The sequence below is a fragment of the Rhizobium sp. CF080 genome (genome assembly GCF_000282095.2).
Taxonomy (GTDB): domain Bacteria; phylum Pseudomonadota; class Alphaproteobacteria; order Rhizobiales; family Rhizobiaceae; genus Neorhizobium.
This window is the reverse complement of record NZ_AKKC02000004.1, coordinates 237,403-251,055: the sequence shown is the minus strand read 5'-3', so window position 1 is coordinate 251,055 and position 13,653 is coordinate 237,403. Positions and strand designations below refer to the sequence as shown.

At 60.2% G+C, this 13,653-nt stretch carries 13 protein-coding genes; 10 read left to right on the top strand and 3 right to left on the bottom strand.

Going from position 1 to position 13,653, the window contains the following annotated elements:
• Positions 1–6: 6 nt before the first annotated feature.
• On the top strand, positions 7–1,011 hold the full coding sequence (locus PMI07_RS08270) for a mannonate dehydratase (RefSeq protein WP_007762791.1): 1,005 nt from the start codon (positions 7–9) through the stop codon (positions 1,009–1,011).
• Positions 1,012–1,073: 62 nt separating this feature from the next.
• On the opposite strand, the gene PMI07_RS08265 is transcribed toward PMI07_RS08270, so the two are convergent.
• A complete protein-coding gene (locus PMI07_RS08265; protein WP_037085997.1) occupies positions 1,074–2,003 on the bottom strand; it encodes a LysR family transcriptional regulator in 930 nt (309 codons plus the stop codon).
• Positions 2,004–2,136: 133 nt separating this feature from the next.
• Between PMI07_RS08265 and PMI07_RS08260 the strand changes: the two genes are divergently transcribed.
• From PMI07_RS08260 to PMI07_RS08250, 3 genes are all read left to right on the top strand, one after another.
• Positions 2,137–2,616 (top strand): carboxymuconolactone decarboxylase family protein, encoded by a 480-nt coding sequence (locus PMI07_RS08260; RefSeq protein WP_007762787.1) that lies wholly within the window; start codon positions 2,137–2,139, stop codon positions 2,614–2,616.
• A 38-nt stretch (positions 2,617–2,654) separates the two neighbouring features.
• The gene (locus PMI07_RS08255; RefSeq protein WP_007762785.1) at positions 2,655–3,407 is read left to right on the top strand and encodes an SDR family oxidoreductase; all 753 of its coding nucleotides are present in this window, start codon (positions 2,655–2,657) and stop codon (positions 3,405–3,407) included.
• A 102-nt stretch (positions 3,408–3,509) separates the two neighbouring features.
• On the top strand, positions 3,510–4,538 hold the full coding sequence (locus PMI07_RS08250; RefSeq protein WP_007762783.1) for a mechanosensitive ion channel family protein: 1,029 nt from the start codon (positions 3,510–3,512) through the stop codon (positions 4,536–4,538).
• On the opposite strand, the gene PMI07_RS08245 is transcribed toward PMI07_RS08250, so the two are convergent.
• Positions 4,521–5,009, bottom strand: a complete 489-nt coding sequence (locus PMI07_RS08245; protein WP_007762779.1) for an Rrf2 family transcriptional regulator — start codon at positions 5,007–5,009, stop codon at positions 4,521–4,523. The two genes, PMI07_RS08250 and PMI07_RS08245, sit on opposite strands and share 18 nt — an antisense overlap.
• 264 nt (positions 5,010–5,273) lie before the next feature.
• Here PMI07_RS08245 and PMI07_RS08240 point away from each other — a divergent pair, with 264 nt between their 5' ends.
• Positions 5,274–6,167 (top strand): AraC family transcriptional regulator, encoded by an 894-nt coding sequence (locus PMI07_RS08240; RefSeq protein WP_007762776.1) that lies wholly within the window; start codon positions 5,274–5,276, stop codon positions 6,165–6,167.
• A gap of 48 nt (positions 6,168–6,215) precedes the next feature.
• Here the strand turns inward: PMI07_RS08240 and PMI07_RS08235 are convergent, their stop codons facing one another.
• The gene (locus tag PMI07_RS08235) at positions 6,216–8,354 is read right to left on the bottom strand and encodes a TonB-dependent siderophore receptor (protein ID WP_007762774.1); all 2,139 of its coding nucleotides are present in this window, start codon (positions 8,352–8,354) and stop codon (positions 6,216–6,218) included.
• 386 nt (positions 8,355–8,740) lie between these two features.
• Between PMI07_RS08235 and PMI07_RS08230 the strand changes: the two genes are divergently transcribed.
• Genes PMI07_RS08230 through PMI07_RS08210 form a run of 5 tightly spaced genes read left to right on the top strand, consistent with a single transcriptional unit; the run spans position 8,741 to position 13,650 of the window.
• Entirely contained in the window at positions 8,741–9,688 is a 948-nt protein-coding gene (locus PMI07_RS08230) for an iron-siderophore ABC transporter substrate-binding protein (protein ID WP_245277155.1), read from the top strand.
• Complete coding sequence (locus PMI07_RS08225) at positions 9,685–10,728, top strand: iron ABC transporter permease (protein ID WP_007762761.1); 1,044 nt, start codon at positions 9,685–9,687, stop codon at positions 10,726–10,728. The genes PMI07_RS08230 and PMI07_RS08225 overlap by 4 nt, the downstream gene beginning before the upstream one ends.
• Before the next feature lie 2 nt (positions 10,729–10,730).
• Positions 10,731–11,765 carry an iron ABC transporter permease gene (locus PMI07_RS08220; RefSeq protein WP_037086437.1) on the top strand — a complete coding sequence of 345 codons (1,035 nt, stop codon included), beginning with the start codon at positions 10,731–10,733 and terminating at the stop codon, positions 11,763–11,765.
• Positions 11,762–12,589 (top strand): ABC transporter ATP-binding protein, encoded by an 828-nt coding sequence (locus PMI07_RS08215; RefSeq protein WP_007762756.1) that lies wholly within the window; start codon positions 11,762–11,764, stop codon positions 12,587–12,589. The genes PMI07_RS08220 and PMI07_RS08215 overlap by 4 nt, the downstream gene beginning before the upstream one ends.
• Positions 12,586–13,650 (top strand): DUF2218 domain-containing protein, encoded by a 1,065-nt coding sequence (locus PMI07_RS08210; RefSeq protein WP_007762753.1) that lies wholly within the window; start codon positions 12,586–12,588, stop codon positions 13,648–13,650. Before PMI07_RS08215 ends, PMI07_RS08210 begins: the two co-directional genes overlap by 4 nt.
• The last annotated feature ends 3 nt before the right edge of the window (positions 13,651–13,653 follow it).

Here is a 13,653-nt window from a genome sequence, read left to right as displayed (position 1 = left end):
GGACCCATGTATATCGGCACGCAATTCAGGGCGAGGAACGACGACGACTACAGGATCATGGCGCAGCTCGGCATCGAGCATGTCAATGCGGACCCGGCCGGCAATCCGCACGACTGGACGTTCGACGTGCTCTCCGCTCATCGCGAGCATATCGAGAGTTTCGGCCTGATCCTCGACATGATCCAGCTGCCGTTGAGCTCGAGGGTCATCGAGAAACAGTACAGTCCGGACGTGCTGACGAAAGGTCCGCAGCGGGACCGGCAGATCGATTCCATCTGCCGCTTGATCGAGAATGCCGCGAAGGCTGGCATCCCGGCGGTCAAATATAACCTCAACATCATCGGCATCCCGCGCACCGAGCTCGAGATCGGCCGCGGCGGCTCGCGCAATGAGGCCTTCCGTTGGGAGAAGGCCGACCACGGCGCGCCACCGACCATTGCCGGCATCGTCGACGAAGACGAAAACTGGGAGCGCATCGACTATTTCCTCGAACGGGTCGTGCCGGTGGCCGAGGCCAACAAAGTCCGCCTCGCCTGCCATCCGCACGATCCCTATACGCCGCCGGGTTATCGCGGCGTGACGCGCGTGCTCGGCACGGTCGAAGGACTGAAGCGGTTTGTGCAGATGCGGGAAAGCCCCTATCACGGGCTCAATTTCTGCCAGGGGACGGTCGGCGAGATGCTCGACGACCCGGCAAGCGAAATTTTCGACGTTATCCGCTGGTTCGGCGAGCGCGGCAAACTGTTCAATGTTCATTTCCGCAACATCCGCGGCCGCAAGCTCTCCTTCATGGAGACCTTTCCCGAAGAGGGCGACATGGACATGTGGCGGTCGCTGCAGGCCTATGCCGAGGTCGGCTACCAATACATGATCATGCCCGACCACGTGCCGCAGATATCCGGCGCGGATCCCGAAAACACCGCCTTCGCCTTCACCTATGGATACATTACGGCTCTCCTGCAGGTCCTGCAGGGAAGCGCGAGGAATGGAGCTTCCTCGTTGGGTGTTTGAGTTCGAAGATGTCAGGCAAGCGGCACCGATCGCGCGCCTGAGGTGCCATTCGCACGGTAGATTTACCCGTTCCCTCCGCAGGGAGCTCGTTCGGTCGTCGTCATGAGTGCATCCTCCCGCACGGCGTCGATCAGGAAGTCGAGGACCGTGCGCACGCGCAGTGGCAGATTGCGACGGGAAGCATAAACGACGTTGATCGGCAGCCGCACAGGCGGAAAATCCGGCATCACGTTGAGCAGCCTTCTCGCCTCGATGTCGGCACTGACGAGGATGTGAGACAGGATGGCAAGACCGCTGCCCGCAAGCGTGGCGTGACGAACCGCGACCGGATTGTTCGCGCCTAGGCGGGGCGCAACCCGCACGGCAACCTCATCCGAGCCGTTCGAAAAGAACCAGGAGTGGCCGTTGCCGCCACGGTTATAACAGATGCAGTCGTGCCCCTCGATTTCCTGCGGGGTTCCAGGTGCCCCCTTTCTTTGCAGATATTCAGGTGCGGCGACGAGAAACGCTGTCGTCCAGCCGATACGCCGGCAGATCAGCCCGCTGTTGCCGACATCTCCAAGGCGGATCTCGATGTCGATACCGTCGGCGACCAGATCCGACGGCTCCTCGCGACAGATCAGCTCAACTGACAGCTTCGGATAGGCCTTGAGCAGCACAGGGAGACGATCGCTCATGTAGAGCGCGAGCGGGGCGGGCAAACTCAGCCTGACCTTTCCCGCCGCGATGGCCGCTTCGGGGCATGTGGTGTCGCCGAGGGCATCGACCGCCTCAATCACTCTCATTGCCATCGGGATCATTTGCTCGCCTTCGAAAGTCAGCGCGACCGCGTTTGTCGTGCGATGCAGGAGCCTTGAGCTGAAATGGTCTTCCAATGCCGAAACCTGTCGCGAGACGGCGGGTTGTGTGAGCCCGAGATCGATGGCCGCGGCCGAAAAGGAGCCCGTCTCGGCGACCCGTAGAAACGTCTTCAACGCAGAAACGATGTCCATCCCCATTCTCTCATACCTCTGCGCATAAGCCTTATGCCTCCAGCCTAAGCGATGAGGGCTTTACTGTCCATCAATTACGGATATTTTATATCCATAAGGATATCAAGAGTCCTTAATTAAAGAGGAGACGGTTATGACCCAGCGCCTGAACTACGCCCAGCAATCGCCCGAGTTCTTCAAGAAAATCTCTGAGCTGAGCATGTCCTTGAAAGACAGCGCGATCGAACAGAAGATCCGCGATCTTGTGAACATCCGGGCTTCACAGATCAATGGCTGCGCCTTCTGCCTCGACATGCATGTCAAGGAAGCGAAGATCCATGGGGAGAGCGAATTGCGGCTCTACCATGTCGCCATCTGGCGGGAATCAAACCTCTTCATTCCGCGCGAACGCGCCGCTCTCGCCTGGACGGAGGCTGTCACCGAACTGCCCGAAGGGGGAATTCCAGACGAACTCTACGAGCGGGTCCGCGGCCAGCTGTCGGAGAAAGAAATTTCCGATCTCACCTTTTCCATCATGATCATCAATGCCTGGAACCGTGCTAGCATTGCTTTCAAGGCCGTGCCCGGCTCCGCAGACAAGCTCTATGGCCTCGACAAGGCCGGTTTGAACTAAGTGATGCAGCGAATGGCAACCGCAAAGGGAGAGCCATCATGAAAATCGTCATCATTGGCGGGACCGGCCTCATCGGTTCGAAGACGACCGAACGTCTGCGCAACAAGGGGCATGAGGTGATCGCGGCCTCGCCGAACACAGGCGTCAATACAATCACCGGCGAAGGTCTCGCCGCAGCCCTGGCCGGCGCTGAGGTCGTTCTCGACCTCGCCAATTCCCCTTCGTTTGAAGACAAGGCTGTCATGGAGTTCTTCGAGACGTCGGGGCGTAACCTGCTTGCAGCGGAGAAGATTGCCGGGGTCAAACATCATGTCGCCCTTTCGGTCGTGGGGACCGAACGGCTTCAGGAGAGCGGCTACTTCCGGGCGAAACTTGCCCAGGAGAAACTGATCAAGGCTTCCGGAATACCCTACACCATCGTCCATTCGACGCAGTTCATGGAATTCCTGAGCGGCATCGCCCAGTCCGGCACCGTTGGCGACACAGTTCGTCTTTCATCGGCCTTTGTGCAGCCGATCGCCTCGGATGACGTTGCGGACGCCATGGCGGAGGTTGCACTGGCTGCTCCGGTCAACGGCACGATCGAGATCGCTGGTCCCGAACGGTCGCGATTGAACGAACTGGTCGCCCGCTATCTGACGGCACTTGGTGACCGCCGCAAGGTGGAAGCTGACCGCGAGGCGAGCTATTTCGGCGCCCGGCTGGAGGATGGATCTCTGGTCTCCGACAACAATCCGCGCCTTGGCCATATCGGCTTCGAGCAATGGTTTGTCACGTCGGCACGCAAGTGAGCACCATTTGGTGCGCGCATCGAAATGGCGACTGCAGGCCGGGTGCATTCGCGCATCCGGCCTGCAGTCTGTTTCGCCGGTCACGACACTTGAGGCACTGTCATGCTTTCTGATCACTCTCTGACGGCTCTTGTGCTGGTGAATCTGCTGGGGGTGGCCGGTATTGTCGTCTGGCACCTTCAAGGCCGCAAAAGACCGACTGCCCGGCTGATCGTCCAGATCATCTTCTTCTCAGGCATGACTGCGGTCTTGGCATTCAGTGGTATCCTGCCGCACAGGATCGACGCGACCGAGATAGCCGAGGGCCGGAATATTCTCGGCACGTCGGCACGCGTGCTCTGGTGGGTCCATCTCGCCTGGGCGTCCATCGGCTTCGTGCGCATCTATATCGTCCTCGATGGCAGGCCTGTGGAAGCGCGGCTCCTTCAGGACCTCATCGTTGCCGTCGTATATCTGGGCGTAACCCTCTCGATCATCGGCTTCGTCTTCGGCGCACCCATCGGCACACTCGTGGCGACCTCCGGCGTCATTGCCATCATTCTGGGTCTCGCGCTTCAGAACACGCTTGGCGACCTGTTCTCGGGAATAGCGCTGACGCTCGGAAGGCCGTTCACCATTGGCGACTGGATCCAGCTCGGCGACGGAACGGAAGGCCGCGTCGTGGAGAACAACTGGCGCTCCACCCAGATTCTCACCCCCGCCCACAATGTCATGGTTATCCCCAACAGCACTCTCGCGAAAGTGGGTTTGACCAATCTGACGCGTCCCGACGAAACCCACATGATCATTCTGGTGATGCGGATCGCAGCATCGCACCGGCCGGCCCTCGTGGAAGGCGTGATGAAAACGGCTTTGCAAAGCTGCCAGAACATCGTTCAGGATCCCGCGCCGATCGTCGCCCTCAAGGCGATCGATGCCATAGCGATCGAAGCCGAACTGCAGTTTCGGGTGACGAGCCCCGCCAATCGCACGCCGGCCAGAAACGAGATCATCGATGTGGTCCACCAGCATTGCGAAGCAAACGGTCTCGCATTTGCCCCGCCGCCGCAGAGCTATCTTTATGCCCCGGCTGCGAAGGCGGACAAAACAAGCGCTCCGCCCGACAGGTCCTACTCATCCCGCTCGGTTTAGAACCCACTCGAACGTGCCGCTCCAGATATCCGCAGGGATGTCCTGCGCGAGAGTGTCAACGAGATCGGCAAGCGTCACGCTGCGCAGCTTGGCCCGCCAGGCTTCGTCAGCCTCCCACATGATCCGCGCGATCGCGCACGGGCCGCTTTCGCAATAGCCTTGTGGACGGCAGGGGTTGTTGGCACGGATATTGTTGCAGATGAAGGTCCGGCCGCCGCCCTCTACCGCCTCGACAATATCGAGGAATGTCATTTCTCCCGGCGGCTTTGCCAGCCGGTATCCTCCGGACGGCCCGAGCGTTGAAAGAACCAGACCCGCCTGCGACAGGCTCTGCAGTGCTTTCGAAAGATATTCCTTGGGTAGGCCGTGCAGTTCGGCTAGCGCCTTGGTCGACAGATAGCGCTCGTCGGGCAGACCTGAAAGAATGGCGCAGCAGTGAAGCGCCCATTCGACTTGGCTTTTCAGGATCATAAGGAGCAATCCACCGTTCAGGGCAGCGACATTAAGGATCTGTAGTATCCTTATTCTGAGTCTGTGTAAACTGCGCTGCCGGCCGATGAAACAGGCACTTTCACGCATGATTGCGGGCTTGGTCGATACAAACTTTACTATCCCTCCGAAGGCTTTATATATGACTGGAATACTCCTCTTTGAGGAGCGCCGCATGCAGGTCGATTGCAAGGCCCGGGGAAGAGGATTGATTGTCCTGATGCCAGACAAAGGTGGATTCCGACGTTGAGTTATTGGCATTCCATGGCTTGGCACACGGAGGGGATCCGGGTTGTCGCTCCGGTCAAGTGGCGTCGGTTCGACGGGTTGGTGAGTGTCTTTTGGGAAGCCGAAAGCCAGTCTGGCGCCACGGGCTACTATCTGGCGGACGACCCGCGCATCATGATTTTCTTCAACGACGTGTCGTCTCGAATTCGTATGTCGAACCGAGACGACAATTTTTCGCAGCACTACCGTCCGATGACACGTGCGGTCTATGTTCCTGCCGGCGTTCCCATGTGGACCAGCAGCGAAACCAAGCACCGTTTTTCCCATCTCAACCTTCACATGCACAGGGATCGGTTGCTCCGGTTCCTGACGCCGTCGGTTGGGGCCTCTGCAGCGCTGGCGGCCTTGCGTCGGCCGGTGGAGCTTCAGGACGCCGGCGCTATCCAGACGCTGGCGGGCCTGCTGGTTGACGAAATATCGAACCCATCGAAGCACGCCGTCTATGCCGAAAGTCTCGTGGGCAGCATCGTCGCCGGCCTTCTCGACATACCCGACCATGAAGCCGAAAAAGCCAATGGCAGGCTGACCCAGGCACAGATGAACAAGCTGATGTCACGCATCGATGGCCTGAGCGACTGCCGCCTGACTGTCGCCGAAATGGCTGCGACAGTCGGCCTATCGGAAAGCTGGTTTTCCAATGTCTTCAAGCAGACCACCGGCAAGACGCCGCTGCAATGGCAACTTGGAAGGCGTGTCGACCTTGCGAAAAAGCTATTGCTTGAAAGCGATCTGGCCGTCGCGGAGATAGCGGCCCAGCTGGGCTTCACCGATCAGGCACATTTGACGAAGGCGTTCAGGCAGATTGCCGGCGATACGCCTGCGGCGTGGCGCCGAGTGCGGCAGATCTGCTGATTTCAGTATGTTGCCCCACCCGGCGGGAATACGGGTGGGACTGGAGGATCACCACGTCTGGCGCAGCGTCGCATAGATTGCGCGGCCGGGATTGTAATAATACGCGCCGCCGTCATCGTTCGCGATATGCTTCTCGTCAAACAGATTGCTGGCGTTGAGCTGGAATGTCGTGTTTTCCTGGATCTTGTAGGTGAAGGCGGCGTCGAAGACGATGGCGCCGTCCGATTTCCGAGTATTTGCGTTGTCGAAGTAGTACGGGCCCGTATAGCGAGCGCCGAGCCCGAAGGTCATATCGCCGCGCTGGCCGTTGCCTTCGAGCGTGTAGGTGCCCCATACCGAAGCCAGATGCGCCGGGACCTGCGCAAAGCGCTTGCCATTATACGTGCCACCTTTCTCGACGATCTCGGAATCGATGTAGCTGTAGGAGGCGATCAGGTTGATATTGTTCGTCACCTCCGCCTTTGCCTCGAGATCGATGCCGCGATGCCGGATCTTGTCGACTGTCGCCGGCAGGTATGTGGGAGCCTCGTAAGTCGTGATGTTCTGCATCGTCAGGTCGTAGACGGACGCACTGAAGAGAGCAGGGAAGGCATCTGGTCGATATTTGATCCCGACGTCATACTGCTTGCCAAGCGTAGGCTCGGTTCCCGCGCTCGGTGGCGCGACGGATTCGGCATAGCTGACATAAGTCGCAAGTTCGTCTGTGAGTTTGTAGCTCAGACCGAAGCGCTTGGTGAATTCGCTGAAATTGCCCGCCGCCGTGGAACCTGTAAGCTGGTTCCTCTCCTTCAGGTCAAGCCAATCGTTGCGCAGGCCGATGCTCGCCGTCAGCTTGTCGAAAAAGGTCAGATCCTGCTGCAGGTAGATCGCCTTGGTCTTTTGGTCGCTTGCCACGCTGGCGAACGGCGACAGCGATCCGGGTCCGCCCGAATAGACCGGATTTTGCCAGTTTAGGGCCGGCGCAGCGGTATAGAAGCTGTCATTCTTTGATTCGAACTTGTTATACTCGACACCGAGCAGGGTACGGCTTTCCACGTCGTTGAAATTCGTCTCATAGAGCAGATGAGCATCGACGATGAACTGCTCGGAGGACTTGTCGCTGCCGAAGTAATTGCGGTCGACCATGCCTGTGGGATCGTCGGCGCCCAACGCATCGTAAATATAGGTGTAACCGAATCCGGTATCCGACTTGCTGTAGCGGGCGCTCGAATTGAAGGTCAGGCCACTTCCGAAATCATGGTCGAGCATGACGCTATACGTGTTTCTGTTCGTGGTGTCGTAGTTATAGTCCGGTTCGCCGAAGAAGCGATCCCTGTCTAAGTCGGCGCCCCTTGGATGGCCGCCGCCGCTGGGCGTGCCGTCCTTGTCCAGGTGATCGAACACGAATGAAAGGCTCGTCGCATCGGTGGGGCGCCAGGTCAGGCCGCCCATGATGAAGTTTTCATCGCTCTGCGAATAATCGTATTCGGCGTCCGACCGCTGGAACTTGCCGGTCAGGCGGTAGGAGAGCGTATCGTCCGGGGTGATGTTGTCGCCGAAGTCGAAACCCGTCTCCTTGTGATCGAAGGAGCCACCGGTGCCATAGACTTCGCCGAAACGTTCGCTCTTTGGCCGCTTGGTGACATAGTTCACCGAGCCGCCGGGATCGGAAACCCCAAAACCCGTGGAACTGGCGCCCTTCAGCACCTCGACGCGCTCGAAGGCATAGGGCTCTTCGCGGATGCCGCTCCAGGTCCTGCCGACGACCAGTCCGTCGCGATAGGTAAAGGGGGTGAAACCGCGGATCTTGAAATAGTCGTAACGGTCATCCGAACCGTAATAGTCCGTGACCACGCCGGCGGTATATTGCACGATCTGTTCGACGCTGTCCGCACCGCGCTCCTGGATTTCCTTGGATGTGATGACGGAAACGGAGGCTGGCGTATCCAGGATATCCGTCACCATCTTGCCGGCACCTGTCGTCCTTGTCGCGACAATCGACTTCGAATCGTTGCCGGTATCGAGGCCGGTGCCGCTGCCCTGAATGACAATCGGTTCGAGCGTGGTATCGGAACTTGAATTTTGGGCGTCCTGACCATGCGAGAACGTCGGCATGAAAGCGACGAGCGCCGTGCAACCCAGAAGGACCGCATTCCGGTAGCGGGTAAGGGCTCCCGATGAGCGACTGCCTGTTCTTTCGATTTTCATGTTCAAGTTCCAAAAATCAATGTGGCCATTGCGGGCTTTGGCAGCGAATGCCGGTTTTCGAGCTAGGTGCCGCGGGCACTCGGAGCGCACCTCGACGGTCGGATATGAGGAGAGATTTTTTCTGCGCCCCGACCCGCAGAAGATGACGTGGTTTGATATGCACAAGGCGGCTATTAACTTGAGGGTGCTTATCCAGTATTGTAGATTTCTCCGGTTTTGTAGGAACCAACGGAAATCTCGCTCCGCATCCCGATAAGCACGGGTCCGCCTGTTGACGCCGTTCGATGAACCTGAGACTGGAAGTCCACTTAAGTCCTAGGCGGAGTTTTGGCGCAATGCTGCGTTTTGTTCTTCTCGCCGTTCGGTTTGCGGCAATAGGCGTGTGGATGATTGCGTTCGGCAGCGCCTGGGCGGGGGAAGACACGTCCTACCCCATCACCATCAAGCACGCGTTTGGCACGACGATCATCACCAATAAACCTGAACGGATAGCGACGGTCGCCTGGGCAAACCATGAAGTGCCGCTGGCGCTCGGTGTCGTTCCTGTCGGCTTCGCCAAGGCCAATTTCGGCGACGACGACGGCGATGGGCTGTTGCCCTGGGTGGCCGAAAGGCTGGCCGAGCTCCATGCCGGCAAACCGGTGCTTTTCGATGAAGGGGACGGTATCGATTTCGAGGCGGTCGCCGCTACCAGGCCCGATGTGATCCTGGCTTCCTATTCCGGACTGAGCCAATCGGATTATGACACGCTGAGCCAGATCGCACCGGTCGTCGCTTATCCCGAAGCGCCGTGGTCGACCGATTGGCGTGACATGATCCGCTTGAACAGTGCCGGGATGGGCATGGTCTCTGAAGGCGAGGCATTGATCGGCAAAATCGAGGCCGATATCGCCAGGGTGGTCGGTACGCACCCTGAGCTCCGGGGTAAATCGGCGATGTTCATCACCCACCTGGATGCGACTGACCTGAGCATCGTCAACTTTTATACGACAAACGACACCCGCGTGAGATTCTTCGCGGATCTCGGCCTGAAATCCCCCAAGAGCGTCGTGGAAGCCTCGAAGCCCGGAAAATTCGCTGGCTCCGTCAGCGCCGAGCGCATCGATATTTTCGATGATGTGGATATCGTCGTCACCTACGGTGACCGGAAATTGCTCGATGCGCTGGCGGCGAACCCCCTTATGTCCAGAATGCCGGCCGTGGCCAAGGGGGGGCTCGTGATGCTGGGTCGCAACCCGATCGGCACGGCGGCAAATCCGACACCGCTTTCGATTTCATGGGTCTTGAAGGACTATGTGGATCTGCTTGCGGAAGCGGCCAGAACGTCCAAATGACGGCCGGCAGCATACGATTGTTCTCGCGGTCTTTCGTCGCTCGACGTTCGAACCGGACCCGCAGCCTCTGGCTGGCCGGATTGATCGTGGGGTTGGCCGGCCTCTGCGCGCTCTCTGTTACGGTCGGCACCCGCGAGGTGGCGTGGACCGATATCCTCGTGGCGCTGGCGGGACGCGTCGACAGCATTGGCCAGGCGGCGGTCAACGTCCGCATCCCGCGAACAGTGCTTGCGGTGCTTGCCGGAGCCGCGCTCGGGCTCGCCGGGGCGACCATGCAGGGCGTGACACGCAATCCTCTCGCCGATCCAGGTATTCTGGGCGTCAATATGGGTGCATCGCTGGCCGTCGTCACGGGCGTCGCCTGGTTCGATATGTCCTCCGCCGACGCCTATATCTGGGTTGCAATCCTGGGAGCCGGATGCTCGGCAGTCTTCGTTTATACGATCGGATCGCTGGGACGCGGCGGAGCAACCCCATTGAAGCTGGCGCTTGCCGGAGCCGCGACGTCGGTTGCCTTCTCCTCCATGGTGATTGCCGTGGTGCTGCCGCGGGCAGACATCGCGGGTGGCATCCGCTCCTGGCAGATCGGCGGCGTGGGCGGAGCGACCTTCGAGCGCATTGTTCCGGTGCTGCCGTTTCTGGCAGCCGGTTTCCTGGTCAGCCTTCTGTCGGCGCGAAAGCTGAATTCACTGGCTTTGGGCGACGACGTGGCGGCAGGGCTCGGCGAGCGCGTCGCGGTGGCCCGCGCCGTCGCCTCGCTTGGTGCCATCTTCCTGTGTGGGGCAACGACAGCGATTTGCGGGCCAATCGGCTTTCTGGGACTGGTCGTACCGCATGTCTGCCGTCTGCTGGTCGGGGTCGATCACCGGTGGTTGCTGCCGTTTTCCACGCTGGGCGGCGCCTGTCTGCTGCTGGCCGCGGATATCGTCGGGCGCATCGCCACCAGGCCAGCCGAAATCGACGTCGGGATTATCACGGCTCTCATCGGGGCACCGTTCTTCATCTGGATTGTCAGGCGACAGCGGGTTCGCGAACTGTGATGATGCTTTCTCCAACCATTGACCTCATCGCGGAAAATCGCCGCCGTCGCGCGCGTCGGCATGTTTTTGTGACCTCCATCCTATTGGCTATCGTGGTCGTTCTTTTTGCGGTGACCCTGTCGCTCGGCCAGTCCTTCACGCCACCCGCGGACGTCATGCGCGCCTTGATGGGGGATGATGTCGCAGGTGCCGCCTTTACCGTCGGAAAACTGCGGCTGCCGCGCTCGGTCCTTTCGGTCCTCGCCGGCCTGGGCTTTGGGCTCGGCGGCGTCACTTTCCAGCTCATGCTGCGCAACCCTCTTGCCAGTCCGGACATCATCGGCATCACTTCGGGCGCAAGTGCTGCGGCCGTGTTCGCCATCGTCGTCCTGTCGTTGAGCGGGCCGATCGTCTCGGTCCTGGCGGTCGTCGCAGGCCTCGGTGTGGCGCTGCTGGTCTATGGCCTGTCATTCCGCAACGGGGTTGCCGGGACACGGCTCATTCTCGTCGGGATCGGCGTCTCGGCCATGCTGGAAAGCGTCGTCGCCTATATCCTCTCGAGTGCACCGGCCTGGAATCTGCAGGAAGCAATGCGCTGGCTGACCGGCAGCGTCAACGGCGCGCAGCTCGGCCAGGCGCTTCCGCTTCTCCTTGCACTCACCACATTTGGCGGACTTCTGCTCAGCCGCGCGCGAGAACTGGAAGCTCTTCGCCTGGGCGATGACATGGCCTCAGCCCTGGGGGTCAAGGTGGCAAGGACCCGCATGCTGGTCATGGTTGCGGCAGTCGGCATGATCGCATCCGCGACGGCGGTGACGGGGCCGATCGCCTTTGTGGCCTTCCTGTCTGGGCCGATCGCCGCCCGCGTCGTCGGACGCAACGGATCGTTGCTGCTGCCGGCGGCCCTGATCGGCGCGATACTCGTGCTGGGCGGCGACTATGCCGGTCAGTTCCTTCTGCCAAGCCGGTATCCGGTGGGCGTGGTGACCGGAGTTCTGGGTGCCCCCTATCTGATTTACCTGATCGTGCGCGTCAACCGGACCGGAGGCTCGCTGTGACCGTTCATTCTCTAACCGCAAGCCGGCTTTCGGCCGGGTATAACGATGTCGAGATCCTGCATGCGCTGGATCTTACGGTGCCGCCCGGCAAGATTACGGCCGTCGTCGGCGCCAATGCTTGCGGCAAGTCCACGCTGTTGCGCACCATGTCTCGGCTCATCTCACCCAGCCAGGGGCATGTGTTGCTGGACGGCAAATCGATCCATCGGACTCCATCCCGGGAGTTGGCGCGGACATTGGGGCTGCTTCCTCAGTCGCCGATCGCCCCGGAGGGCATTACCGTCGCCGATCTCGTCAGCCGCGGGCGGCATCCACATCAAAGCCTGTTTTCACGCTGGACGCGCGAGGACGACGAAGCCGTCGACAGCGCGCTCGCCGCGACCAAGACCACCGAGCTTGCCGAGCGGCCGGTGGACGAGCTCTCCGGCGGTCAGCGTCAGCGCGTCTGGATCGCCATGGCGCTGGCACAGCAGACAGAGGTCCTGCTGCTGGACGAACCGACGACGTTTCTCGACATCAATCACCAGGTCGAAGTTCTCGATCTGCTCACCGATCTCAACCACGCGCGGGGGACCACCGTCGTGATGGTCCTGCACGATCTCAATCTCGCGGCGCGCTATGCGGATTACCTCGTCGCGATAGCCGGGGGACAGGTGCATGTGGCGGGCAGACCCGAAGATGTGCTGACAGAAGAGAATGTGCGGCAGGTCTTTGGCCTAGAAAGCCGCGTTATCACCGACCCGACCTCGGGCCGGCCGATCATGCTCCCGATCGGCCGCCATCGGATGGCGGAGGGGCAGGATTTCAAGGAGAATCGGTCATGAATGCAATTCAGCCACTCAAAATATCCGGTATCGCGCTGCCAAAGGATGCCGAACGCATGCTCGATGAAATCTGCGAGCATTTTATCGAGCATGCCGAAGTGCAGCGGAGCGAGAACCACGCCCTGCTGAAGAGCAAGAACGGCACCGCAAGCATTCGTCTGGCAGACCGCAAGCTCCTGATCGAGCTGGCCTGCGAGTCGGAAACGGCATTACACATGAATCGGACGATGATTGCGGAGCACCTGTTCTACTTTGCAGGGGAAGAGCCGCTTGAATTGACGTGGTCCGAGCATTCGCCCCTCGCGGGGTTGCCGAATATCCACGACGTGACGGTCGTCTCGGCAGAGGACGTCACCCCTCACATGCGGCGTGTGAAGTTTGCCTGCGCTGACGTTGCGCCGTTCGTCGGCGGCGACATGCACGTTCGCCTTCTAGTCCCCCCGAAGGGCAGGCCGCCGGTATGGCCGGGAATCCGCCAAGACGGCCGCGTCGCCTGGCCCGAGGGAGAAGACGAGATTCTGGTTCGCATATACACGATCCGCGCCGTCGATATCGAGCGCCGGGAATTGTGGATCGACTTCCTGCAACATCCAGCAACCCACGTTGCGACACCTGGAGCCGACTTCGCCCGCGACGTGCAGCCCGGAGAAAAAGTAGCACTGCTCGGGCCCGGAGGCGGCAGTCTTCCGGCAGCACAGTCCATTCTTCTGGTCGGCGACGAAAGCGCTCTTCCCGCCATCGCCCGGACGGCGGCCGAAGTAGCGCCGGGCACCCGGATTCAAGCTATCATCGAAGTGCTGGATGAGACGGAAGAGCAACCGCTCCCGTCTGCGGGTTCGCTGGATGTCCGCTGGCTGCATCGGCGGAATTACCCGGCTGGGGCGAAAGGCGTTCTTGCGGAGGAAGCCAAGAAAGCGATCGCTTCCATCGATAACGAAACCTTCGTCTGGGTCGCCTGCGAAAAGGAGGATGTGCGCTCTATCCGAACCTTTCTGAAAAGCCGCGGTCACGACAAAAAGAGAATGTATGTAGCCTGGTACTGGGAACAGGCTTCCGCCTGAAGC

What these genes read in the sequence shown, in the direction of transcription:
- PMI07_RS08270 (WP_007762791.1), top strand. Translation starts at nt 7, where the DNA reads ATGTATATCGGCACGCAATTCAGGGCGAGGAACGACGACGACTACAGG.
- PMI07_RS08265 (WP_037085997.1), bottom strand. Translation starts at nt 2,003, where the DNA reads ATGGACATCGTTTCTGCGTTGAAGACGTTTCTACGGGTCGCCGAGACG.
- PMI07_RS08260 (WP_007762787.1), top strand. Translation starts at nt 2,137, where the DNA reads ATGACCCAGCGCCTGAACTACGCCCAGCAATCGCCCGAGTTCTTCAAG.
- PMI07_RS08255 (WP_007762785.1), top strand. Translation starts at nt 2,655, where the DNA reads ATGAAAATCGTCATCATTGGCGGGACCGGCCTCATCGGTTCGAAGACG.
- PMI07_RS08250 (WP_007762783.1), top strand. Translation starts at nt 3,510, where the DNA reads ATGCTTTCTGATCACTCTCTGACGGCTCTTGTGCTGGTGAATCTGCTG.
- PMI07_RS08245 (WP_007762779.1), bottom strand. Translation starts at nt 5,009, where the DNA reads ATGATCCTGAAAAGCCAAGTCGAATGGGCGCTTCACTGCTGCGCCATT.
- PMI07_RS08235 (WP_007762774.1), bottom strand. Translation starts at nt 8,354, where the DNA reads ATGAAAATCGAAAGAACAGGCAGTCGCTCATCGGGAGCCCTTACCCGC.
- PMI07_RS08230 (WP_245277155.1), top strand. Translation starts at nt 8,741, where the DNA reads ATGATTGCGTTCGGCAGCGCCTGGGCGGGGGAAGACACGTCCTACCCC.
- PMI07_RS08225 (WP_007762761.1), top strand. Translation starts at nt 9,685, where the DNA reads ATGACGGCCGGCAGCATACGATTGTTCTCGCGGTCTTTCGTCGCTCGA.
- PMI07_RS08220 (WP_037086437.1), top strand. Translation starts at nt 10,731, where the DNA reads ATGCTTTCTCCAACCATTGACCTCATCGCGGAAAATCGCCGCCGTCGC.
- PMI07_RS08210 (WP_007762753.1), top strand. Translation starts at nt 12,586, where the DNA reads ATGAATGCAATTCAGCCACTCAAAATATCCGGTATCGCGCTGCCAAAG.